Genomic DNA, 20,340 nt, shown 5'->3' on the forward strand with positions numbered 1-20,340 from the left:
CTTCATTGCCCCACAGAAACCAATGACTAAGTACGAATGTTTATATTCAGTGTTTGTTAGGTTAGGGATATGATTTAATCAGGTAGATTATTAGGGGTTATTTGCAGCGCCTTTTGATGCTTTGTTTTGGTATTGCCAATGTGGGTCTGCGAGTATCAGGTCATACTTCACGTCATCCCCTAAACATATCAGCTTTTACTTTTATACAAGTCATTTATTTTTTCTAAGACAGTGATTTTATTACCGCCATTTCCGGTTAATGTTCCGCTTTCTCCATCATTATCAAATTGATATATCAATCCTTTGTTTGTTAATTTTTTTTCCTTCAATCTAATTATTTTCATCATTACACCATGATAAATAACCTGCATCCCTGCTTTTACATGATGTAATGTTGTTCGGTATGAATGGGTGTTATTCATAGGATTTTTCCGGTTATTGATTAAATAAATGTGATGAAGATCAAAAATTGATCATCTGTAAATTTTTATGGTAGGATTGTTTCCGTTGTGTGTTATGCACAACATTTTCCCTGGTGTTGGCCAGTCTTGCGCTGGTCTTTTTTATTAGCATTATTCAGTAATAAGAACAGATAATTTGCCAAGTCCTTTTGGCGTAATTCTTACCTGCTCAGTTAATTTTTCTGAGCCATCATTTCTGGCAACAACGGTTACTTTATGCTCAATTAAATCTTGTTTAATTTTATCCTGATAACCGACCCAGTTTTTTCCGCCAACACGCCGATAAATCCAGTCATGTCCTTGTAACCATGAGAAAAGGGTTTTCGGTTTCATTTGGAGTGATTTAGCTGCATCGGTAATACAAAGTGAACCTTCCGAATAGCTGATTCGTTTTAATGCTTCGACTTGCGGTTTCATCTCATCGACTTTGTGTTCAAGGGCAATAACCTTTTCTGTGTAATTGAGTAGTAATCCTCTCATCGCGGAAGGGTCATTTAATATCTCAACAGGATTAACAGATTCTAAGGCCTTTCTTTCGCATTCAATGAAATACTGTCTTGCCTGTTTCCCTTTCTCATTGCGTTCGACCATTGATAACTCTTTAGCCATATTGATAGAGATTGCATATTCTTTAAGCATCCGTTGTCGAGATTTTGCACTCGCCAGTTTTGGCGAGCTCAAATTTTCAACAATAATGAAATCATCGCCCTCTAAAAATCCATATTGTTTAATTCTATCTTTTATCCAGTTGGAAAAATCTTTACCAATTTCCAGGAATAAATGTAAATCACGAGCATTAACCGTTTGGATTAATTCACCATTGATGTCTTTTGTTTCAATATTGATTAAATTTTGCATATTGTAATTCCTCAAAATTAATTGATGACACGAGTTTCGCACCAATAAAAAAACGCTCTATTTTTAAGTTTAATTCAGCATAATATATAAATAGAAAAAATCTCATAAATTAAAAATAACTTATTGTAATTTAAGTAAATTTATACGTCTTAGCAAGTTACAGATTAATTATTGTTCTGAAGCCATTTCTAGAATTTTATATGCCCGTGCGAAACTCGTGGATGAATGAGTATTGATTAAGTGGAATAAGTTAGGGTGGGATAATGACTGTTCGTTCTAGACTACTTCTTCAATGTGTCGAGGAATACCCCCAAATAGACTAAAAGTGCAGGGACTAACATGATCGCAATAATCAGTAGCTCTTGCACACCTAAATGGATGTTGCCTAATTCACCACGCTTAAACCTGATTTGTGGGTCAATGACGGTATCGGCGTGCGCAATGTGACCAACTATCAATTCGAAAGCAAATGCCGCGCTGATAAACAATAATGTCGTGATTAATAATTTGATGATGTCAAGTTTCATAACTTAACCTCCGGTATAATTAGCGTCTAGAAGGGTATATCTTGGTCTTCAAAATCAGCTTGATGAATAGGGTTAGTGGTTGGTATACCCGTTCTACCTTGGCTTTCCTGCGGTTTCTTCTCTTTCCGATTGCCCAATATTTCAATGTCATTGACCAGAAATTCAGGTGATATCCTTTGCTGACCGGATTTGTCTGTCCATTTATTCTCTTGATAGGTAGTGGTAACACGAACAAAAGTGCCTTTTTGTGCATGCTTCTCAATATATTCGGCTATTTGCTTAAATGCCTTGCAGTTTATCCATGTTGTGTCATCAATCCATTGACCGTTACTATCTTTCATTGATTTACTAATAGCTAGAGAAAATGTGGTAAATGGAATAAAAATATCGTTACTGGGAATATAGCGGATGTCTAATTTACCGATGCGTCCGGTAAAGTTACACTGGTTTTGGTTTGCCATGAGGTCTCCCTATATTGATTAATTTTGTTGATTTCTGATTTCAGTTTTTCAATAAATGCTTGAACAGATTGTTCAATCTCGTGAACCAAATTGTCATCCTTGATAATTCGGATTTTGTAGTAGGCAAGGTTAGGGGGAAGTCTGTCATCATAACTGACAAAATCGCACCAGTTTCTCCCTGTGCACATCATTTGCCCATGCATTTGTAGTAGGTATTCGTATTTGGGCTTTCCTGTGACAATGGTTTCAATGTGGGTAGTGGTGTTGGGGCATTTTATTTCGATAAGTCCATCATCATTAACCAGGCCGTCAGGACTGGCACCAAATAGTGCAATAGTCGGGTGGAGAATAAAGCCTATTTCGGTGACCGTGACATCAAACTCATTGAGACAATATCGTGCTCTGGCTTGAGGCTCTAGGGCAATGCCGCGTTCAATGGCCTGATTGGTTTTAATTTCTTCTCGTCGTCCGGTAAGGGTTTCACAGACTAACTGCATGAGGTAGTGTCGTTGTGTTGTTCCCTTGCCTTTGGATAACACCTTGTGTAAATTGCTGGCGGTGACTTTCCCAAGTCTTGCCTGAAACCACTCGTCCGTTTTCTGCTTCATGATGAGCCTCATTTTTCATTGCGATGTTGCGATAAATAGCCATTTTATTTTCTTCGCCGATGACATCTTTATCTTCTGGTGTTAATTTCAACCAATGGGATTTCATTGATTCAACACCGCCTTTTGCTGCTATTTCTAATTCCTTGATTAATTGGGCTAAACGGGCTTTTTGTTGTGTTTGTTCTTGCTGTATCACGATTTTTTCCTGTTCAGGCAAGTCTTCACCGGCATAGATATAAAATCCTAATCCAAACATCGAAATGGCTTTAGTGAGACAGCGCATCAGCGTTTTATTGATATCAACGGCGTTAGGGTTAGAAATCGCCTGATTCCGGTAATCCATAACGGGTAACCACATTTTGCGAGGAAATTCGTTATCACCCTGTTTAACCGTGAGGGTTAATGACACCATGGCACTGCCATCATTGTTATAGCTAACGGCATCAATGACATAGTAAGATTCTGGGTAATGTGCCATTAATACGCCCCATGCCCAAGCCCATGAGAGATAAGAGAGGCCGCTTTTCTTTTCAACCTTATCGTTAACGTTAATCGTAGAAAGGGTTTCCCAAACCTGTTGTTGAAAACTTCTCTCTTTTTCGATATGTTGTGTTTCGCTCATAGATATTTCCTCTTGGGCGCTCGAAGTGCTTTGTACTGATGGATATTCTCATTTTTGAAATGGTCAAACAGCGCCTTCCAGATATCGTCAAAATCCTCAATACTGAGTTTTCGCATCACTGAGGAAGGCAGGCAGTCATAAACAGGTTGGACAATTTCGCTGATTTCGTCGTCCAGCCTGTCTTCCCAATAAGCAATTTCTTGTTGTTGTTCGTACCAGTCATCTTGCATGGCGTAGGGATTCATGTAACCTCCTATCTTGCTAACAGTAAAACGAGGCTTGCCAACGCGATGATCAGCAAGGCGGGGATAATTTTTAGGGATTCTTTTCTGGCGAAGCTGTCACTATTTAAGACGTAGCGTAGCTCCTGCTGTTTAAGCTGGTTCATATTGTTAACTCTCAATTGATATTCAGGTATGATTGATTGGTAGAATACGGTCTTTATTCGTCCGTTTTCTTTGATTGATATTTGAGTAGCGCCTGTGTTGCTTTGCGGTGTCGACGATGTGCGTTATAGAGTTCACGCTTTTTCTTCATTAACGTCCTATAGTGAGGCTTTGTATATTTGATGACCCCTTCGTATTCCGGTTTTTCTGGACTAAGTGAACCACAATGCGTTCTTGGGTCACCATTTTTGAGCAAATATTGGCGTATGGCAGAATGATAAATATCTTTCAGCGTTACGATGGCTTTTTCACAGGTAAAAATATCTTTGGATGCGGCAATGATACGAGCAATAATAACGTCCTGATTCATCCTCATCTTAGGCCACCTGACTATATTTATCGTGGGTGAATTCACCATTCCACTCTTTCTTCATCGGTAGCTTCCTTTTGAGGTATTGGTTATATAGCCATGAGGCGCCCTTTTTTAGCAGAACGATTTTGTAACACTGGCGTTGCCCGTAATCGTTTGTCATGATGAAGGGTGATTCGGTTAAATATTTATCTCTTGCATACGAATGAACACGCCAGACATGAGACTTGCTGATATCCTTTTCTGCATCGTAGAGAAAATTGCGCGATTCCAGAAAAAGGTCGACCTGGTTAATATTTACGCCATTAAGTTGTTTGCAGAATTGGACAGGTGACATGCCAACTTGGAACAGGTTTTTTAAACTATCGATTTCGGTTTTTTGTTCCTTGTTAACTAACGATAAGTGTTGAACTTTCTCTGCCATTTCAGCAGCAAGCCGTAGTGCATCAGGAAGGGTTTGTGGAATAACATGTGTAGCAGTTTTAGCCTGTCTTTCGCATTCAATAAAATACTGTCTGGCCTGTTTGCCTTTTTCGTTGCGCTCAACCATCGATAGCTCTTTCGCCATATCGAGGGAAATGTGGTATTCCTTTGCCGGACGGCCTCCGAAAGGGTTTTCGCCAGAATTGGCGAAAACTATATAATCAATATTTTCTACAAATCCGTACTGCTTAATACGGTCTTTAATCCAATTTGAGAAGTCTTTGCCAACTGCCAAAAATTCATGTAAATCACGGGCATTAACCGTTTGGATTAATCCACCGTTAATGTTTTTTGGTTCAATATTGATTAAATTTTGCATAAGGGTATCTCTCAATAGTTAAATTGATTAATGATTGCCCCTGTGAAAGGGGCGTTAGGATTATTTAATTACGTTGGAGGAAACGATTGACGGTCGCTTGTTGCCATTTTTCAAGTGATTGGCTCATAACGCTATCGTGTTCGTGAGTACTGGCTTCTAACAGTTGTTGCATTTCACGAAGTACCGTATCGACATTTTCCTTATGGCGGAGTAGACGACGGATAACTTGTTTTTCAGCATCAAAAATAGCGGATTTAAGTGTATTAGTCATGCCGTAAATTCGTCGGCATTCTTCTGCGATTATCGATATTTGATTAACTTCGAAGTGCTGAGGTGAGGCAACTCCTGTGGCATGACGTAGCGCATACCAGATACCTTGTGTCCACGAACGCTCAAATCTAAATCCATTCGCCATGCTCCATACCAAATGAGCCAGATTGCGTGTGTCGTTATCGTTTAAAAGTTCGGTTGCTTCTGGTCTGGGTTGTGGATGCTCATATTTTCCTGTTTTGCGTATAGATGGGAGTACTTCATTTGTTACCCATTTGCGAAAACGATGAGGGAGTGTTCCTTGTTTGACTGCATCACGGCAACGGAGTACTAATGTATACATGCCGGATTCGGAAATTATTAATGTATTTGGATTTCCACGATTACCGTCGGTTAAAGCGACAGTATTTTTTTCGTCATCATCGAGTCTTTCTACAGCATCGCGATTATTTGTAATTTGCAATGCTTGACAAACATCTAATGCAACAAACCAAGGATCATTATTAATGATAATTGTACGAATTTGAATGTTATCAAAATGAAATGGAATAATCGATAGATTGGTCATATTGACCTCCAACGGTATTTTTAAACTTTGCTAACACTAGAGTTTCCAATCTCGTGGTGGCAGCCCAGATAGGGTTGGAAATGCCGGATACCGTAACCGGTGAACTTTTAGTTCCCCTACCTGAGCCACCATAGAAGGCTGCTGAGGCAATAAAAAAACACGCTTATGCGTGTCAGTTTACGACACGGTATTACGGCGGGTTTCCAATCCCGACATCTGATTTTGCAGATGCAAATAAACTATAGCGCATGATTTCTTCTTTCGTCAATGTTTTATTATGCCGCAACCCCGTTCATCATTACCTCTAACAATCTAGGGAACTGGTTATCGTAGAAATGAGGTTGAGTCTGACGAGGGTTATTAGGGTCAGTCAGATTTTTACCAAACTGTAATCCTTTTTCTGTCAATGACCAGAATAGTTTTTCCTTGTCAGGATGTTTGCTACTTGGACGTGATTTACGTTCAGCAAGTCCTAGCAGTTGTAGTCGTCGATAACCAGATTGTGCCGTATAGGGTTTGCCATGAAGCAACAAAAGCTCCGTAAAGGAATGCGTCACTTCGCTTGAACCCGTTAAACTCCCTTCTGGTGCATCAACAGCGTAAGCTGGCAATATATCCGGCATACCAAGCGATGACTGTAGTTTTTTCATTCCACCAAGCATACCAGAAGGTGCGATACGCAATTCTTGTTTGCAGAATGCCAGCATTGCTAATCCAGCCTGAACTCTATCGGTTAGCGGTTGGATAGGTGTAGAAATAACTTCATCAAACGTCCGAATAACTTTGAGATGGAAAACTGCGCTAATCCACATTGCATAAGTATAAATTAGTTCTTTAGCGACGTAAGTACCTTGTTCCACGCCACCTTTAACAATGTTAACAGAAGCGATGCTCATATCTGAGCATCGGTCAATTTCTAAACAAAGTTCTCTAACCGAATCAATTCTGAGAAAATTGGAAGGTTTATGTTTATCATGTCCCCCTGATGCCTTGTGTAAATCATTTAGACAGTAACGCCCGAAAGCATCTTGGCGTACAATGGTATTTTCAATAACAACTATTTTAGACATAAAAATATTTCTCTGTAGTTAAACGAATTAAGCTATTAACGTGAAAGATTTTGCAGATTGAACCCTAAACCCGTTATACTTACCAAAAAGGAGGATTTCCTATGGGTCAGGTTGCATTTGATACACTACAAGCATCAGAAGAGCTTCAAACGGCTGGGCTTACTAGTCAGCAAGCTAAGGCTATTTCACTTGTTGTACGTAGATCGCATGAGGTTGCTGATGTAGCGACTAAAGCTGATATTGTTGAAGTAAATCGCAATATTGCTGATGTTCGTAAAGATTTATCTGCTGAGATCGCTGATGTTCGCAAAGATATGGCTGCTCGTTTTGAGAAGAACGAAGCTCAAATTGCTGATGTCCGCAAAGACTTATCTGCTGAGATCGCTGATGTTCGTAAAGATATGGCTGCTCGCTTTGAGAAGAGCGAAGCCCAGATACAAGCGCGCTTTGAAAAAACTGATGCTCAGATAGCCTTAATTCGTAAGGATGTTGAACATATTGCTACAGGACTACTTTTAAAGCTCGGTAGTGTGATAGTTTTGACTATCGGTGCTGCAACGGCAATACTCAAATTCTTCTAATCCCTATATTGCAGGTTCAAATCCTGCACAGCCCGCCAAATGTTATTTAATGATTTTGTTAATTTATTATTTTCTTTATTCAGGTATTTATTTTGCTGAGTTAAATAGTGAATAAAGGTCTTTAGTGCTTTGGTGTATTCGTCTTCTGCATCCAATGGCTCAAGATTAATCATGTAATGAGCATAATTATCACCGTCATAAGTCATATCTATAAAGTTAACTAAATTAGGATGCTTTGCCATTACAATGCGTGGATTGTCCAATCTCATTATGTGTACTCCCTTGTTAACATTTTCTGAAAAGATAGGATGTATGCCAAGTGCCACTTGGTGTCCGATTACAGTCATGACGGACGGGTAAACGCAATCAAACTATATTTAGCTATTGAATAGATAATTTATAGTGTTGACTGTCCCACGAGCGCAGAGCCGCATTCACACATCCTTAAATTGATTAGTTTCCTGATTGTTATTTAACCACTTAGGGTGGAAGTGGTTTTGTGTATTCCCACAACACATAAAAAGGAATAATGATCACCTTGATAATTCATTGATTATATTATGAATGACTTGTTTATGATTAATGAGAAGAAAATATTTTATCTTATGAGTTGATTAAACTTTTGCAGTTACTTCTATTGATTTAAGAACATGGTGAAAATGTCTATTTTTGACTGAATACAGAGCTACTTGAGGCAAACAACAATTATCAAATGAGTCATAAACTTTAGTAGGGCGAATTGATATTGCTATTTCAACACGACTCATCACTTTTCTTTTTAGTGAAAGAACAGGGCGTTTAGTGTTTGGCGTTGTTGTTTGTTGCTGAGAGGGTTTACTTGGATTTAAGGCTGCTTTCAGTGCCATATTAAGCGCTTTGTTATAGTCGTAAGCTGCTTGTTTGGCTTTTCTGCGCTCATGTCTACGACTACGAGCATTATCATAACCATGAAAGTTACACATATTACCTCCTGACAATGGGTTTTGGTGGTGTGTGCCGGAGGTGTCCGGATTATATTTACAGTCATATTGGTAGTACCCTGGTGTTGACTTTTACTTAATGACTGTATTTTGGTTATTTCACACACCCCAAAACCGACTGTTTGGGTGTTTTGTGGTTCGCTTTTTCAGCGAAAGAGTGTTAAAGAGCGGTACTGCTTAACTGTCGTCACTTGCCTTCATTTTCATACGCCTCGGGCTGGCTACTTAGCAACTTTTGGCTCGGCTTAAGATAACTCGGAGTATTGTCTGGTGTTTGCCTGTTGCAGTGAGTTGATAGGATCATAATAGGTTTTTCTATTTTAATTGTCAATCGTAAAAACGATTAAAGTTAATAATTTTGAATAACTAAATGATAATATAGTGTTTTTTATCTGAAAAACGATTGTCGTTAATTTTGAAATGAAAAGTAGATTTGGAATATATAAATTAATTGAAGGCTACTAAATGCCCACTTGGATAGTGGGCTAATTATATGTTTAATCGATTTTACCTGCTACATAGTAGATTTTCCCTATTATTAGTAGCTCTGATGCAGAAACGATCAATTCTGGGTAATCATCAGATTTATAATTTTTTAATTTAATTTTATTTTCAGGCAAGCTGTAAAGTGCGCGTATCATAAATACACCACCATAAGATACTAAATAAATCTTACCATTTTTAATATCTTTTATGCTCGTATCCAGTACAACGGTAGAGTTTTCTTGAATAATCGGTGACATGCTGTCATCAGGTGCAATTATTGATATTGAATCTTTGATTGAGCTATTGGTTTCTTCAACTATATTTTTAGGTATTAAAAACATAGAATAAGTATCCTCTTTATCCCTAACGCTAGGGGAAAGCACCCACTCAATGCGGTTGTATAATTTTAGTTTGACAACATTATTATCTTTTTCATAAGCTTTACTCTTGTTCGTGTAATGTGATACAGAATCAATCATTAATTGATTATTAGATTTAATCTCATGAGCTTTCATCGTTCCAATACCATCTGAAAGCCATTCAGGGTTGACATCTAAAACTTTTGCTATTTTTATTAATTTTTTTGTTCCTAATGCTCCACCACTCGTCAGTCGCCATACGCTTGATTGAGCCATTCCGACAGCTTTAGCTAAAGCGCCTTGACTGAATCCTTTTTCTTGCATTGCTTGCTTGAGTCTCTCTGAAAAGCTCACCTAAATAACCCCACGAAGATATTTGATCAAATAATATCGCATTAACGATATATACGCAAAATAGCAAATACGATTGACAGTTTATTAATTGATTCTTATAATCGGTTTTATCTATAGGAGATTCGATTAATGAAAAATTATGGAATAGAAACTGCTATTAAAATAGCCGGAAGTCAGAAGGCATTAGCAAAAAAATGCGGATTAGCTCAATCGACTATTTGTGATTGGTTAAATGGTAAAAAACCAGTATCTCCCAAATCTGTACCTGATTTAGTTGAAGTCACGGGAGGTACAGTTCCTGCTTATCGTTTTAGACCTGATCTACCAAAGTTATTCCCTCATCCTGAAAGTGAATAATAAATAATTACGATTTTTAGTACCACCGCTCTTTAACAACCTGGCCTCCCTGAAATTGGGAGATTTATAAATTCCCAGCCCATCGGGAGGGAAAGCTATTATCTGAAAGTTATGGACTAAGTGTAGGATAAGATTGCTGCAAAGACCATCAAATTGTTATGCAATTCTTAATTTGCGGGTTTTTGAGTATTTTCTTGCAGAATAGAGATAAGTATTCGGTAAGCAACAGTTATTAAACGAAGGCTGAGGCTTTTTGTCTTTTAGATTGAGAGTGAGTGATGCAAGGGTATTAACAGTATCATCTTGCTTGTTAAATATGGAATCAAGGATTTGCTCTGTAGAACGTGGCTTAGGCTTAGCTTCATATTCAGCGCGTTTTCTATCCCAAAATGCCATTTGCTTTGCCAGGCGACGAGATTTAGCATTGTCTTTTTTAGATTTAAAGATAATGGTTGCCATTTTGTTTCTCCTAAATAAGTTTTAGTGGTGTGTGCCGAATACTTACGGTTAATGTTCACAGTCTGTTTATTCCCTGGTGTAGAAACGAGATTTGACTGTTCTGTTATATTCACACACCCCAAAACTCACTTGGTGGTGTTGCTCTAACGCTTATTCAGAGCTTGATTCCAATATGTTAAAGAGCGAAATAACTTAGTTACTGCTGACTGCACTTGCCTTCATGTTCATATGCCTCAGGCTGGCTACTTAGCAACGTCTGGCAAAGTTTCAGATAACTCGTGGTATTGTCTGGCTTTTGCCTGTTGCAGTGAGTTGATGGGAATAAGTGTAAGTAATTAGCTAACACTTGTCAACTTAAAGTAAGCAATTAATGTATGATAAATAAAAAAAGCCGCTTGATGCGGCTTATTATTTAGGAAGTGTATTTATGAGTAAGGGTTAATTATTTTTAATTACATAACGATTGTAGTATTCTTTTAACTCTTTTAAGCGCATTTCAAATGCTGATAGCATATTCAGTTTTTCAGCATTAGGTAATTCTCGAAATAGATCTAAGAGTTTCATTTCATCTTGTGATAATTCGACCAAGTTACTAGCGTCCTCTCCCAATATCCATGCTAATGACACCCCAGTTGCAGATGAAAGTTTTAGTGCTGCTTCTTTGCTTATACTGCCGCGCTTGAACCAACCATTGACTGAAGCACGACTTACACCAGTAACCCTGGCCATGTCAGATTTAGACATATGCCTAGTTCTTAATAATTCATCGAGACGTTGTGTTATCAACGATTCTTTTTCGATATTCATTTTTTTCATAATTAAAGTATAAGCAAGATGCTAATATCACTCAATCTAGTATATTGTTGACATTAGTTAGCTAAATGCTTACAATTGTTAATCTTTCAGAATCAAGGAGTGCTTATGAACGGACTTGATAAAGCCATTAAACAATTTGGAAGCCAGCGAAAATTGGCTATTGCTTTAGGAGTTACACCAGCTTCTTTGAATAGATGGGTCAAAAAGAATGCTGGTAAAGCTCCACCTGAGCGTTTATTACCAATTTATAAACTTACAGGCATAAAGCCACATGAAATTAGGCCAGATCTTTATCCAAACCCAACAGATGGTATCCCTGCTGATAAGCAAGCTACTATCTGAGTAACAACGTTCTTTAACATTTTGACTCGCTCTGAATATGTGTTAGAGCCACCACAACCTCATAGAAATATCGAGGTAGGGAATTTATTACTTAAGGATTATAACCATGGAATATTCAAATACTATCAAAATCACCTGCAAACCTGAGCATTTAGAATCTTACTTCTACCAGAAGATGGCGTCAGAAGGCGGTAATAATGGGTTTGCCAAATCACTAGGGATCCACCCCTCAACAGCGAGTTGGGATAAAACCAGAATATTTAAATTAGCCTGTCAAGTCGTTTCAGAATACGGCTTGCCGAGGCATGTGGTCAGTGTGCCTGATTCATCGACACAGGAGGTTGTCATTACGAATATATCAGGTGAAGAGATACGCAAGCTGATAGACATGCTGGAGCATTTGAGATTGCCAAAAAAAGAAGCTCCAAGGTTAAAAAACGATGAAGCTTATGAGAATTGTAATGAGCTTTGTGTTTGATGAAGAAAGTTTAGTATTTCAAGGAGAAGGGAACCGTAAATTTCCCTTTTTTCTTTCAATTTCAGCGAGGTCATTATGCCAAAAAATCGCCGATTTATCAATAAAAACCATGAAGAAAAAGCGCATCCAGATAGTCCTGATGGGCTATTGGTTGCTGCATCAAAAAATAAAGATTTCGCCCGTCGGTTAATATCAGAATTCAGAAAGTTACAAGGAGTTAAAAATGGCTGCAATAGTCACCAGTCTTGATGATTACAGAGTTAAAAACGAAGTCAGGGAGAATGCCGTGGCTGAGATTGAAAATGGGTATACCAAAATACCGAATGAGCTTTATGAGGAACTAATTATCTCTGATTTAACAAGGAATCAGGCAAAGGTAGCTCATTCAGTTTGTAGAAAAACTTACGGATTTCATAAAGAGTTTGACCGTATTTCTGATAGTCAGTTATCAGAATTGACTAAATTACCAAGACAAAAAGTAAACAAAGCAAAAAACGAATTAATTGCTATGAATATTCTAATTAAATCAGGTAATAAGATTGGATTAAATAAAATGATTTCTGAGTGGAAAATTCAAGTGTGTCACCAAAATAGTGACAATTTAAGAAATGTCACCAAAACAGTGACAAAAAGTGTCACCAAAAGCGTGACAGCGTTGTCACCAAAACAGGGACACACAAAAGAAACTATTACAAAAGAAAATAAATATACTCCCCTAACCCCTCACGAGGGGAATGATGAGAAATTAATTTCTAACAATCGAAAAACCAAAATCCCCTATCAGGAAATTCTCCAAGTTTACAACGAGACAGTAGGTGACAGATTACCCAATGCTGAATCACTGAACGACAAACGAAAACGAGCTATTGGTAAATTCTGGAAAGAACTCAAAAATCCTTCGGTTGATGCTGCCAGAAACTATTTTGAAGTATTTGTTGAAACCGCAAACTCCTGGTATTTCGGTGAGAATAATCGAGGCTGGCGAGCAAGTTTTGATTATCTGCTAAGACCTGACACGGTAACAAAAACTAGGGAAGGGGCGTTATGAGTTATCAAGTGGTAATTCAGTCAAGGAGGACAGAGCAAATGACCGAAGTTAAAAATTAGCATTTTTACCTCAGACTTAAAATTTAATCTCAATTTGCTATTCAAACACCCTCTAAAACGCTCTGTAATCCATTCTAAGCCGTTTTCTCGATTTAAGCATAAATTCGCACCACTAAAATTTTATCGTCGCTCAGAATGCGATAAGGCGAGTTTTAGATTTAAGGAATGACCCAATGAGATATAGTATTAATCAAGTACCTAATAACATCGCTGCTGAGCAAAGTGTTATTGGTGGTTTGTTGATAGACCCGATGAGCGACAATGCCTTGAAGGTGTTTTCACTGCTAAGCCCTGATGATTTTTATGCAACACACCACCGATTGATTTATGCAGAAATGAGCGCGATGAGCCGGAAACGTCAGGCAATTGATATTATCACAGTGGATGAAGCGTTGTCTAAATCAGGGATGGCGCAAAAAGTGGGTGGATTTGCCTATCTTGCTGAGATAGCCAAAAATATCCCGAGTGCCGCAAACATCGTCAGTTACGCAAAAAGTATCAAAGAGTGTGCGGCAGGGCGTTATACCGTTGAAAAAGCCATTGAGATACAAAAACTGTTTATTCAGCCTAATGCTTTAGGATTTACTGATAAAATCGACATGGCGCAACGTCTAATTGATGAAGCGGCAAAGTTTGGCAAGATTGGAAATAAGGCAGGACTTCGTCGGATTGATGACGTACTGGATGGCGTATTCACAGATATTTGTGACCGTCAGGACAACCCTGAGAAACACTGTGGACTCAAAACAGGCTTTAGGGACTTTGACGACTTACTGAAACCTAAGCAAATCGTTAATGGCTCGTTGTTCGTGGTTGGCGCACGCCCAAAGATGGGTAAAACCACAGTGCTGACTGAAATGGCGAAAAACGTTTCCAATCAAGGGAAAACTGTATTGTTATTTAGTATGGAAATGACTGATTGTCAGTTAGCCGAGCGAACATTAAGCCAACAATCTAATCTTAATTCAAATCGGTTTTATGGGAAGCTGGAAGAGCATGAATGGGATGAGTTATGTAATGCGATTGGCCGACTCAAACAGTGCCCAAATATCTGGATTGATGATACGCCCGCCATGACTTTGCATCACATACAATCAGAATGTCGAAAAATAAAACGTAAAACAGGGGATATTGGGTTTATTGGTGTTGATTATTTAACGCTGATGCAGACTGAGAAAGCGGATAGAAACGATTTAGCCTACGGAAATATCACCAAAGCAACTGTCTTGAACAGTATATTTATGGAGCAACGTTATGATACGACTCATCCCATTCTTGGTTCTTTCTGAGAATCGCATTCAGGATAGTCAGCAGTTTGCGCATACAGGCAACCAGCGCCACTTTTTTGGCTTTTCCTGCTGCAACCAGCCGTGTGTAAAATGCTTTTATCACCGGATTGAAACGAGTTGCAACCAGTGCAGCCATGTACAAAGAGGTTCGAACTCCGGCCCGACCGCCAAAAATGGTTCGTCGGCCACGCATGGTTCCCGAGTCTCTATTAACAGGAGCTACCCCAACCAGTGCACTGATCTCCCTGCGCGAGAGTTTCCCTAACTCAGGGACTTCTGCCAGCAATGTAGCAGCAGTCATCATACCAATGCCTTTGATAGTACTTAGCCGCTCTGCAAGCTCGTTGAAATGATCCGTAATATGCTTATGCATATCCTCGTCAATCCGTTTAAGTTCATTTTCTAGTGCATTGATGATGTTACTGATGCTTTTTCTGTTTTGCGGGTGAGATGGATGCATCCGGTTTCTTTCAGCTACAAGCATTGCAATCAGCTGGCGTCTGCGCACCACCATAGCAGCAAGAATCTGACGCTCTGCATCAGGAATAGCCTGGATAAAACGTGACCGCTCAGGATGGCGGTTAATGACATCAGCCATCTGAGCTAAAACTCTGGCATCTATTCTATCAGTCTTTGCCAGATAGCCCATGGATCGAGCAAAGTCTCTGGCTTGCCTGGGATTGATAACGGCAACATCAAAACCTTCAGCCTGAAGAGCGCATGCAATCGCTGCCTCGAGACCACCTGTAGCTTCCATCAGAATCAAGGCTATGTTGTTCTTTTTCAGTTGATAAATGATGGTATCGAACCCGTCAGGGTTATTGCTGACTCTGAACTGCTCAATGTTATTGGTGCCTGCAATATCCAATGAAGCTTTAGAAACATCAATTCCTACACAAATTGGATTTAGCTGACTCATATTACCCATCCTTGCAAATACGTTATGAATTACGGACAACTGTTCGGGTTTCAGATGAGTGGCTAAGTGTATGCATCATTCGCTTTGCTACGGGCTATAAACCCCAGGGACAATCGGATTACATACACCTTGCCAAATCTAATCGCTATTATTATAACCAAATTTCAAGATACAAGGGTTAAAAGTCTTGGCAAAAGAACTCAATACTGTTGTCGTGTTATTAACACAATTAAACCGAAGTTTAGAACAGCGCACCAACAAAAGACCCATGCCCAGTGACAGCCGCGATACGGGGCAAATTGAGCAGGATTGCGATTATTGGTTAGGGATTCATCGAGAATCGGTTTATGACCCTGACGCAGATAAAACATTAACAGAACTCATATTACGGTTAAATCGACATGGTAAAACAGGCACGGTTTACGTTGACCAGAAAGGACTTAGTATTTCCCCTGTTGACCAGCATGTAGCCACAGCAAAAAGCCAACCTCAAAAAGAACCTAAGCGCTATTCCGATAAGAAATTCTAATCAGGACACCCCCAATGAAATACCAAATCGAAGCAACCATTGTTAAGGATGGCGGTGCGCCCGTGTATTGGTATCGCTTAAGCGACAAAGCACTCTCAGAACAGGATTGCCTGAAAATGTTATCCCAGCCGTCCATGTTCAAAATGCAATTTAGCGAGCTGGATTACTATTGGACTGTTGGCAGTGGCAAAGCTGGAAAGCGTGGCAAATTGCCAACAGTGTTAATAGAAAATTTTACCTGTAATCTGATAAACCCCACCCAATAAAAATCAAATAGGCAAAAATATGAACATTCAAAGCATGGCAAATGGCCGTGAAGGGCTTCTTTGTCCCCAAAGTGATTACATCGATATATTTAACCGCCGAAAAGCGGTGATTTCAGGCAACTGGTCAGTCATTAACGATGGTCTCTGTACATTAACGGATTTGGGACTGAGACACAATGGAAATGGGTTAGTTTGGCTAAACTCTGGGATTTCTGTTCATGAGGCAGATAGTGATATTGGACTGACAGGTCAGGATAAACAATCTTATGATTATCATTCAGAGGTGCGCACAGCTAGTCGATTGAAAAGTAATGATTATTATGGATTTGTGCAGCCCAAAGATATTGATAGTTATGCACTGAATATTATTTGCAAAGTTAGTCAGCAATTCACTGAACGTAAAGAGGGTTCACCTTTGGTTACCTTCGCGTTGTTGATTGACCAACAAGCACGGAAAGAAGCGGTTGATAATTGGATATTATACCGTAATCCTAAGCAAGGCGATAAATACACGATTCTGAATAAACATTACCATCGTGGATTGATAAAAATCTATAAGGCTAAAGACTGGCAAGCTGAACCGCTACGATATATCGGGAATTTAATTCGTAATGACGCGGAATTTAGCAAACTAATGAGGCGACTTGGTTATATCAAAGTACGTACCAGAAAGATAACCGGCAAGCTTAATGATTTTTGGATTTACCGATGTAAAGAAAAAACACTCAAACAGGTGCGCACAAAAGAAATATTTAAAAACAATAAGTTAATACGATTTGTGCAGTATACAAAACAACCAATGAAAGCTTTTAAACACATCCTTGTCGATGGTGAATACTGTTATGTTTACGAAGACCATATCCATTTTTTGACGAAAAAGCGTCAACGGATAGCGGGGAAACAGGTAACCGGTTATACCGCTAAAGGCGTGGAGATGAGAGAGGTTAAGTCATGAATGAAAACCTATAAAATCACGGTTCCTTTTCCCCCTTCTGTCAATCACTACTGGTATCACGCCAAACACAAACACTTCATCACCGAAAAAGGCAAATTATACCGCCAGTGGGTAGTCACTGAAATAATGCGTCAAAAGCTCTGTAAGCGATTATCGCAACGTTTAGGGGTTGAGATAGGGGTGTATCCGCCTGACCGTCGTAAGCGAGATTTAGATAACCTGATGAAAGCACCGATTGATGCGCTCTGTCATGGCGGTTTAATCATTGATGATGCTCAGATAGATGTGTTGCATGTCGAGCGAAAGGAAATCATTAAGGGCGGGAAATTAATTATCACCATTTGGGAAATAGCGTAATCAAGAAACCACCATTAGACATTTAAAGCAGGGCATTGAAACCATGCCCCTATTCATATTTTGCCGGAGGAGAGATGAGTAGGCACGTAAAAGATTTACTCGAAGGATGGGGAAACTGGAGCATGAGCCGCATTGGAACCGAGTACAAAGGTATGTCTTCCATTGCTCCTGTTAAATTCGATGATGACAGACCTTGGTTAAGCGATGAAGAAGGCGAAATTGTTGATAAGGCCGTAGCAGGATTAAAAAAATATGATATCGATGGATATAACATTATTTGCTTACATTACCAGCATCATATCTCATTTAGAGCAATTGCTAAAAATATACACAAGCGCCACCAATATGTCTCTGATTATTGTGAGCGGGCAGAAGCTTACATAGCGGGCACTGTTCACGCACTCTTTAAAGCAACAAATTGACAACACCGTATAGACTATCGTATGCTGACCGTACTGAATACATAAGCGGCAACCCGCACCCGATAGCCATGCGGCTTTTTTATGTCCGTTATACGGCATAATCACATCCGAAGGCCGGGTGGAGAGGCGTAATAAAATACTCGAAAGGGGAATATGCCCGGAGCGTCTTATGTAGCTCAGTTGACACCTGGCTACCAGTTACTAACTGGTAGTCGTAGACTAAATACATAAGGAGGCCGAACATGGCTGCTTTATCAATCTCATTTTCTTTCAAAGAAACCCATAATGTACGCATAAAAATAATTGATGCTGAACCGTGGTTCTGTCTTAAAGATGTTTGTGAAGTTCTAACGATCACAAATTCACGACGTGTAGCTTCTGAAGTACTAGATCAAGATGGGGTACGCAAAACGTACATCACTGATTCTATCGGAAGAGAACAAGAAGCAGCATTTGTGAATGAACCTAATTTGTACCGTGTGATTTTTCGCAGCAATAAACCTGAAGCAAAACAATTTCAAGATTGGCTCTTTAACGAAGTTCTTCCATCTATCCGCAAAACGGGTAAATATGAACACCCTAATCATAAACCAGAAGCAAGAGAATTACTAACCGCAGATGACACCTCACATCTTTCTCGTCTCATCTGGACAATGGCTAACGGATTCAGATTTGAGCGTTCGTGGACGCAAGGTATCTGGTATGCGCTACGTCATGCAACAGGCGTAGAGTCACCTCAACATTTTGAAGTTAATCAGATACCCATCATCGCAAAAGAATGCGAAAAGATTTATAACTTCACTAATGGCGTTAAAGAAGCTATTTATGAGGCAGAGAAACAGGCCGTAAGGCGAGTACTTCGCAAACGTGAGGATGCAGACAAGGTGTTAGCTGAGATGAAGCAATTACTTGAAGAGAGTTATCAGGAACAGACTCTCGTTCTGGCAGATACACTAACACGTTGGCAACAAGCGGAAATACAGCAATTTTTACAGCGCCGTTAAATACTGATCAAATCATCAGTAAAATACTTGACTGGTCGACCGGTCGACCATATAATTGTGGTATATTAGCGCAAAGCTATTGAGTTAGCGCTTAAACATACATTAGAGCCTCGCTTTTTGCGGGGGCTTTTTATTAAAAGTTGAAATAAAATTATTATATTCTGACATCGCACTACTTTTTATAATCTTGTAGGGTACATATAGGTAAATAAGCCAGTAGTGCATAGCCCCATGTGAAAACGTGGGGTTTTTCATTTGTACCACTGTAAAACTGACAGACCGAATAATCTAAATCGGTAAAGCGATTGGCTCCCTATTTAACTCAAAGCAAAGGAACCCTCAACGGTAGGGTATATGCGCATGTCTGAAAAATACTCAACACCCACCGCCTACCTTTGGGGCATTATGACAACCATCTTAGGTTTCTTCACTCTTGAACAATGGGTGGCGGTGATAGGTATTGTCTGCACGATAGGGACATTTTCAATCAACGTGTACTACCGCAAAAAGGAGTACAAACTCAAGGAGCGTCAGTATGAAAATACCCAAAAAAATATGGATGGCAACAGGCGGTAGTGCGTTATTTCTGGCCTCAAGCATGATAACCCATTTCGAAGGATTGAGACTTAAGCCCTATTTTGACGGTGGCGGTATTCTTTCTGTCTGTTATGGACACACAGGAAGCGATATTGAGCGTAACCGGACGTACACCAAAGAATATTGCGACAATTGGCTTGATGACGATTTAAAAGCGGTAAAACGTTACGTTGACCCGTTGATTAAGGTCAATATCAACACGCTCACACAAGCTGCGCTTTACTCATTTGCTTATAACGTGGGTGTGGGGAATTTTGCTAAATCAACGTTACTCAAAAAGCTCAACGCCAATGACCGAAAGAGCGCTTGTGATGAGATGAAGCGATGGGTTTATGTCGATGGTAGAAAGTGGAAAGGGTTAATGACCCGTCGAGAGATAGAGAGCGTAATATGTTATGGCGACCTTACGCATTTGTCGTAGTGATTATTGCAGGATTAATCTTATGGGCGTCTTGGTTGTTAACATCCTTAAACGAAGTCAGGGCATTGAATAAAAAACTCACCGTTGACCTCAATAAACAGGTAGCCATCACGACTAATGCTTTTCAGTCAATGAGGGTAATCAATGATATTGCACGCATCAATAGTGAAACGCGTCGGCGTAAAGTGGTTGACTCTGAGGCAACGCAAGCAGCAATTAAAAGGCATATCGTCAATCAGGATTGAGCCAATATCGTTAT

Annotated in this window: 31 protein-coding genes and 2 pseudogenes; 16 read left to right on the top strand and 17 right to left on the bottom strand. The window is 39.4% G+C overall.

Translation table 11 applies throughout. From position 1 onward, the window contains the following. Window positions 1-188: 188 nt before the first annotated feature. From V3224_RS09120 to V3224_RS09170, 11 genes and pseudogenes are all read right to left on the bottom strand, one after another. Complete coding sequence (locus V3224_RS09120) at window positions 189-422, bottom strand: hypothetical protein (RefSeq protein WP_334470031.1); 234 nt, start codon at window positions 420-422, stop codon at window positions 189-191. Window positions 423-572: 150 nt separating this feature from the next. Continuing rightward, window positions 573-1,319, bottom strand: a complete 747-nt coding sequence (locus tag V3224_RS09125) for a phage antirepressor KilAC domain-containing protein (RefSeq protein ID WP_334470032.1) — start codon at window positions 1,317-1,319, stop codon at window positions 573-575. Window positions 1,320-1,600: 281 nt separating this feature from the next. After that, window positions 1,601-1,846 (bottom strand): hypothetical protein, encoded by a 246-nt coding sequence (locus V3224_RS09130; protein ID WP_334470033.1) that lies wholly within the window; start codon window positions 1,844-1,846, stop codon window positions 1,601-1,603. A gap of 26 nt (window positions 1,847-1,872) precedes the next feature. Continuing rightward, window positions 1,873-2,307 (bottom strand): single-stranded DNA-binding protein, encoded by a 435-nt coding sequence (locus V3224_RS09135; protein ID WP_334470035.1) that lies wholly within the window; start codon window positions 2,305-2,307, stop codon window positions 1,873-1,875. Then, window positions 2,259-2,927, bottom strand: a complete 669-nt coding sequence (locus V3224_RS09140; RefSeq protein WP_334470037.1) for a lambda exonuclease family protein — start codon at window positions 2,925-2,927, stop codon at window positions 2,259-2,261. The genes V3224_RS09135 and V3224_RS09140 overlap by 49 nt, the downstream gene beginning before the upstream one ends. A gap of 166 nt (window positions 2,928-3,093) precedes the next feature. Further along, window positions 3,094-3,537, bottom strand: a pseudogene (locus tag V3224_RS09145) (Sak single strand annealing protein); the annotation flags it as partial. Further along, window positions 3,534-3,782, bottom strand: a complete 249-nt coding sequence (locus V3224_RS09150) for a hypothetical protein (protein ID WP_334470039.1) — start codon at window positions 3,780-3,782, stop codon at window positions 3,534-3,536. The gene V3224_RS09150 and the pseudogene V3224_RS09145, both read right to left, overlap by 4 nt. A 196-nt stretch (window positions 3,783-3,978) precedes the next feature. Further along, the gene (locus V3224_RS09155; RefSeq protein WP_334470040.1) at window positions 3,979-4,293 is read right to left on the bottom strand and encodes a hypothetical protein; all 315 of its coding nucleotides are present in this window, start codon (window positions 4,291-4,293) and stop codon (window positions 3,979-3,981) included. 7 nt (window positions 4,294-4,300) lie between these two features. After that, window positions 4,301-5,095, bottom strand: coding sequence for an antA/AntB antirepressor family protein (locus tag V3224_RS09160; protein WP_334470041.1), 795 nt, complete (start codon window positions 5,093-5,095; stop codon window positions 4,301-4,303). A 64-nt stretch (window positions 5,096-5,159) separates the two neighbouring features. After that, complete coding sequence (locus V3224_RS09165) at window positions 5,160-5,933, bottom strand: BRO-N domain-containing protein (protein ID WP_334470043.1); 774 nt, start codon at window positions 5,931-5,933, stop codon at window positions 5,160-5,162. 275 nt (window positions 5,934-6,208) lie between these two features. Continuing rightward, complete coding sequence (locus V3224_RS09170) at window positions 6,209-7,003, bottom strand: KilA-N domain-containing protein (RefSeq protein ID WP_334470046.1); 795 nt, start codon at window positions 7,001-7,003, stop codon at window positions 6,209-6,211. A 101-nt stretch (window positions 7,004-7,104) separates the two neighbouring features. Between V3224_RS09170 and V3224_RS09175 the strand changes: the two genes are divergently transcribed. Next, window positions 7,105-7,584 carry a hypothetical protein gene (locus V3224_RS09175; RefSeq protein ID WP_334470048.1) on the top strand — a complete coding sequence of 160 codons (480 nt, stop codon included), beginning with the start codon at window positions 7,105-7,107 and terminating at the stop codon, window positions 7,582-7,584. On the opposite strand, the gene V3224_RS09180 is transcribed toward V3224_RS09175, so the two are convergent. From V3224_RS09180 to V3224_RS09190, 3 genes are all read right to left on the bottom strand, one after another. Further along, on the bottom strand, window positions 7,581-7,910 hold the full coding sequence (locus V3224_RS09180; protein WP_334470050.1) for a hypothetical protein: 330 nt from the start codon (window positions 7,908-7,910) through the stop codon (window positions 7,581-7,583). The two genes, V3224_RS09175 and V3224_RS09180, sit on opposite strands and share 4 nt — an antisense overlap. A 288-nt stretch (window positions 7,911-8,198) precedes the next feature. Further along, on the bottom strand, window positions 8,199-8,546 hold the full coding sequence (locus V3224_RS09185; RefSeq protein WP_334470052.1) for a transcriptional antitermination N peptide: 348 nt from the start codon (window positions 8,544-8,546) through the stop codon (window positions 8,199-8,201). 515 nt (window positions 8,547-9,061) lie between these two features. After that, window positions 9,062-9,763, bottom strand: a complete 702-nt coding sequence (locus V3224_RS09190; protein WP_334470054.1) for an XRE family transcriptional regulator — start codon at window positions 9,761-9,763, stop codon at window positions 9,062-9,064. A gap of 129 nt (window positions 9,764-9,892) precedes the next feature. Here V3224_RS09190 and V3224_RS09195 point away from each other — a divergent pair, with 129 nt between their 5' ends. Then, window positions 9,893-10,120 (top strand): transcriptional regulator, encoded by a 228-nt coding sequence (locus V3224_RS09195; RefSeq protein WP_290604188.1) that lies wholly within the window; start codon window positions 9,893-9,895, stop codon window positions 10,118-10,120. Window positions 10,121-10,276: 156 nt separating this feature from the next. Here the strand turns inward: V3224_RS09195 and V3224_RS09200 are convergent, their stop codons facing one another. Together V3224_RS09200 and V3224_RS09205 are read right to left on the bottom strand one after the other, a co-directional pair. Beyond that, window positions 10,277-10,579, bottom strand: coding sequence for a hypothetical protein (locus tag V3224_RS09200; protein WP_334470058.1), 303 nt, complete (start codon window positions 10,577-10,579; stop codon window positions 10,277-10,279). A 438-nt stretch (window positions 10,580-11,017) separates the two neighbouring features. Beyond that, on the bottom strand, window positions 11,018-11,395 hold the full coding sequence (locus V3224_RS09205; protein WP_334470060.1) for a helix-turn-helix domain-containing protein: 378 nt from the start codon (window positions 11,393-11,395) through the stop codon (window positions 11,018-11,020). Between the two features lie 105 nt (window positions 11,396-11,500). Here V3224_RS09205 and V3224_RS09210 point away from each other — a divergent pair, with 105 nt between their 5' ends. From V3224_RS09210 to V3224_RS09230, 5 genes are all read left to right on the top strand, one after another. After that, entirely contained in the window at window positions 11,501-11,737 is a 237-nt protein-coding gene (locus V3224_RS09210; RefSeq protein WP_334470061.1) for a transcriptional regulator, read from the top strand. A gap of 106 nt (window positions 11,738-11,843) precedes the next feature. Beyond that, window positions 11,844-12,215: a hypothetical protein gene (locus V3224_RS09215; protein WP_334470063.1), complete on the top strand. Its 372-nt coding sequence runs from the start codon at window positions 11,844-11,846 to the stop codon at window positions 12,213-12,215. 75 nt (window positions 12,216-12,290) lie between these two features. Further along, on the top strand, window positions 12,291-12,464 hold the full coding sequence (locus tag V3224_RS09220) for a hypothetical protein (protein ID WP_334470065.1): 174 nt from the start codon (window positions 12,291-12,293) through the stop codon (window positions 12,462-12,464). Next, window positions 12,439-13,263 carry a replication protein gene (locus tag V3224_RS09225; RefSeq protein WP_334470067.1) on the top strand — a complete coding sequence of 275 codons (825 nt, stop codon included), beginning with the start codon at window positions 12,439-12,441 and terminating at the stop codon, window positions 13,261-13,263. Before V3224_RS09220 ends, V3224_RS09225 begins: the two co-directional genes overlap by 26 nt. A 232-nt stretch (window positions 13,264-13,495) precedes the next feature. Further along, the gene (locus V3224_RS09230) at window positions 13,496-14,611 is read left to right on the top strand and encodes a replicative DNA helicase (protein ID WP_334470069.1); all 1,116 of its coding nucleotides are present in this window, start codon (window positions 13,496-13,498) and stop codon (window positions 14,609-14,611) included. Here the strand turns inward: V3224_RS09230 and V3224_RS09235 are convergent. After that, on the bottom strand, window positions 14,562-15,530 hold the full coding sequence (locus V3224_RS09235; protein ID WP_032115191.1) for an IS110 family transposase: 969 nt from the start codon (window positions 15,528-15,530) through the stop codon (window positions 14,562-14,564). The two genes, V3224_RS09230 and V3224_RS09235, sit on opposite strands and share 50 nt — an antisense overlap. Window positions 15,531-15,702: 172 nt before the next feature. Here V3224_RS09235 and V3224_RS09240 point away from each other — a divergent pair. From V3224_RS09240 to V3224_RS09280, 9 genes and pseudogenes are all read left to right on the top strand, one after another. Then, window positions 15,703-16,059: pseudogene (locus V3224_RS09240) on the top strand (DnaB-like helicase C-terminal domain-containing protein); the annotation flags it as partial. A gap of 14 nt (window positions 16,060-16,073) precedes the next feature. Further along, window positions 16,074-16,325 (top strand): DUF1187 family protein, encoded by a 252-nt coding sequence (locus V3224_RS09245; RefSeq protein WP_334470071.1) that lies wholly within the window; start codon window positions 16,074-16,076, stop codon window positions 16,323-16,325. 19 nt (window positions 16,326-16,344) lie between these two features. After that, window positions 16,345-17,280 (top strand): hypothetical protein, encoded by a 936-nt coding sequence (locus V3224_RS09250; protein ID WP_334470073.1) that lies wholly within the window; start codon window positions 16,345-16,347, stop codon window positions 17,278-17,280. After that, window positions 17,281-17,637: a RusA family crossover junction endodeoxyribonuclease gene (locus V3224_RS09255; protein WP_334470075.1), complete on the top strand. Its 357-nt coding sequence runs from the start codon at window positions 17,281-17,283 to the stop codon at window positions 17,635-17,637. Window positions 17,638-17,711: 74 nt separating this feature from the next. Next, the gene (locus V3224_RS09260) at window positions 17,712-18,059 is read left to right on the top strand and encodes an antiterminator Q family protein (protein WP_334470077.1); all 348 of its coding nucleotides are present in this window, start codon (window positions 17,712-17,714) and stop codon (window positions 18,057-18,059) included. 242 nt (window positions 18,060-18,301) lie between these two features. After that, window positions 18,302-19,063, top strand: coding sequence for a BRO-N domain-containing protein (locus V3224_RS09265; RefSeq protein WP_334470078.1), 762 nt, complete (start codon window positions 18,302-18,304; stop codon window positions 19,061-19,063). 360 nt (window positions 19,064-19,423) lie between these two features. Beyond that, the gene (locus V3224_RS09270) at window positions 19,424-19,639 is read left to right on the top strand and encodes a phage holin family protein (RefSeq protein WP_442890108.1); all 216 of its coding nucleotides are present in this window, start codon (window positions 19,424-19,426) and stop codon (window positions 19,637-19,639) included. Then, window positions 19,599-20,081 carry a lysozyme gene (locus V3224_RS09275; RefSeq protein WP_334470080.1) on the top strand — a complete coding sequence of 161 codons (483 nt, stop codon included), beginning with the start codon at window positions 19,599-19,601 and terminating at the stop codon, window positions 20,079-20,081. The genes V3224_RS09270 and V3224_RS09275 overlap by 41 nt, the downstream gene beginning before the upstream one ends. Then, window positions 20,051-20,326: a hypothetical protein gene (locus tag V3224_RS09280; RefSeq protein ID WP_334470081.1), complete on the top strand. Its 276-nt coding sequence runs from the start codon at window positions 20,051-20,053 to the stop codon at window positions 20,324-20,326. Before V3224_RS09275 ends, V3224_RS09280 begins: the two co-directional genes overlap by 31 nt. The last annotated feature ends 14 nt before the right edge of the window (window positions 20,327-20,340 follow it).

Source organism: Arsenophonus sp. PmNCSU2021_1, assembly GCF_036919435.1.
Classification (GTDB): Bacteria; Pseudomonadota; Gammaproteobacteria; order Enterobacterales; family Enterobacteriaceae; genus Arsenophonus; species Arsenophonus nilaparvatae.

Excerpts from the sequence above, each read along its gene's own strand:
- V3224_RS09165 (WP_334470043.1), bottom strand. The coding sequence starts at position 5,933 with ATGACCAATCTATCGATTATTCCATTTCATTTTGATAACATTCAAATT.
- V3224_RS09160 (WP_334470041.1), bottom strand. The coding sequence starts at position 5,095 with ATGCAAAATTTAATCAATATTGAACCAAAAAACATTAACGGTGGATTA.
- V3224_RS09120 (WP_334470031.1), bottom strand. The coding sequence starts at position 422 with ATGAATAACACCCATTCATACCGAACAACATTACATCATGTAAAAGCA.
- V3224_RS09245 (WP_334470071.1), top strand. The coding sequence starts at position 16,074 with ATGAAATACCAAATCGAAGCAACCATTGTTAAGGATGGCGGTGCGCCC.
- V3224_RS09150 (WP_334470039.1), bottom strand. The coding sequence starts at position 3,782 with ATGAATCCCTACGCCATGCAAGATGACTGGTACGAACAACAACAAGAA.
- V3224_RS09135 (WP_334470035.1), bottom strand. The coding sequence starts at position 2,307 with ATGGCAAACCAAAACCAGTGTAACTTTACCGGACGCATCGGTAAATTA.
- V3224_RS09155 (WP_334470040.1), bottom strand. The coding sequence starts at position 4,293 with ATGAATCAGGACGTTATTATTGCTCGTATCATTGCCGCATCCAAAGAT.
- V3224_RS09265 (WP_334470078.1), top strand. The coding sequence starts at position 18,302 with ATGGCTGCTTTATCAATCTCATTTTCTTTCAAAGAAACCCATAATGTA.
- V3224_RS09205 (WP_334470060.1), bottom strand. The coding sequence starts at position 11,395 with ATGAAAAAAATGAATATCGAAAAAGAATCGTTGATAACACAACGTCTC.
- V3224_RS09275 (WP_334470080.1), top strand. The coding sequence starts at position 19,599 with ATGAAAATACCCAAAAAAATATGGATGGCAACAGGCGGTAGTGCGTTA.
- V3224_RS09175 (WP_334470048.1), top strand. The coding sequence starts at position 7,105 with ATGGGTCAGGTTGCATTTGATACACTACAAGCATCAGAAGAGCTTCAA.
- V3224_RS09220 (WP_334470065.1), top strand. The coding sequence starts at position 12,291 with ATGCCAAAAAATCGCCGATTTATCAATAAAAACCATGAAGAAAAAGCG.
- V3224_RS09200 (WP_334470058.1), bottom strand. The coding sequence starts at position 10,579 with ATGGCAACCATTATCTTTAAATCTAAAAAAGACAATGCTAAATCTCGT.
- V3224_RS09185 (WP_334470052.1), bottom strand. The coding sequence starts at position 8,546 with ATGTGTAACTTTCATGGTTATGATAATGCTCGTAGTCGTAGACATGAG.
- V3224_RS09225 (WP_334470067.1), top strand. The coding sequence starts at position 12,439 with ATGGCTGCAATAGTCACCAGTCTTGATGATTACAGAGTTAAAAACGAA.
- V3224_RS09130 (WP_334470033.1), bottom strand. The coding sequence starts at position 1,846 with ATGAAACTTGACATCATCAAATTATTAATCACGACATTATTGTTTATC.
- V3224_RS09255 (WP_334470075.1), top strand. The coding sequence starts at position 17,281 with ATGAAAACCTATAAAATCACGGTTCCTTTTCCCCCTTCTGTCAATCAC.
- V3224_RS09235 (WP_032115191.1), bottom strand. The coding sequence starts at position 15,530 with ATGAGTCAGCTAAATCCAATTTGTGTAGGAATTGATGTTTCTAAAGCT.
- V3224_RS09140 (WP_334470037.1), bottom strand. The coding sequence starts at position 2,927 with ATGAGGCTCATCATGAAGCAGAAAACGGACGAGTGGTTTCAGGCAAGA.
- V3224_RS09280 (WP_334470081.1), top strand. The coding sequence starts at position 20,051 with ATGTTATGGCGACCTTACGCATTTGTCGTAGTGATTATTGCAGGATTA.
- V3224_RS09195 (WP_290604188.1), top strand. The coding sequence starts at position 9,893 with ATGAAAAATTATGGAATAGAAACTGCTATTAAAATAGCCGGAAGTCAG.
- V3224_RS09125 (WP_334470032.1), bottom strand. The coding sequence starts at position 1,319 with ATGCAAAATTTAATCAATATTGAAACAAAAGACATCAATGGTGAATTA.
- V3224_RS09270 (WP_442890108.1), top strand. The coding sequence starts at position 19,424 with ATGTCTGAAAAATACTCAACACCCACCGCCTACCTTTGGGGCATTATG.
- V3224_RS09210 (WP_334470061.1), top strand. The coding sequence starts at position 11,501 with ATGAACGGACTTGATAAAGCCATTAAACAATTTGGAAGCCAGCGAAAA.
- V3224_RS09260 (WP_334470077.1), top strand. The coding sequence starts at position 17,712 with ATGAGTAGGCACGTAAAAGATTTACTCGAAGGATGGGGAAACTGGAGC.
- V3224_RS09170 (WP_334470046.1), bottom strand. The coding sequence starts at position 7,003 with ATGTCTAAAATAGTTGTTATTGAAAATACCATTGTACGCCAAGATGCT.
- V3224_RS09230 (WP_334470069.1), top strand. The coding sequence starts at position 13,496 with ATGAGATATAGTATTAATCAAGTACCTAATAACATCGCTGCTGAGCAA.
- V3224_RS09250 (WP_334470073.1), top strand. The coding sequence starts at position 16,345 with ATGAACATTCAAAGCATGGCAAATGGCCGTGAAGGGCTTCTTTGTCCC.
- V3224_RS09215 (WP_334470063.1), top strand. The coding sequence starts at position 11,844 with ATGGAATATTCAAATACTATCAAAATCACCTGCAAACCTGAGCATTTA.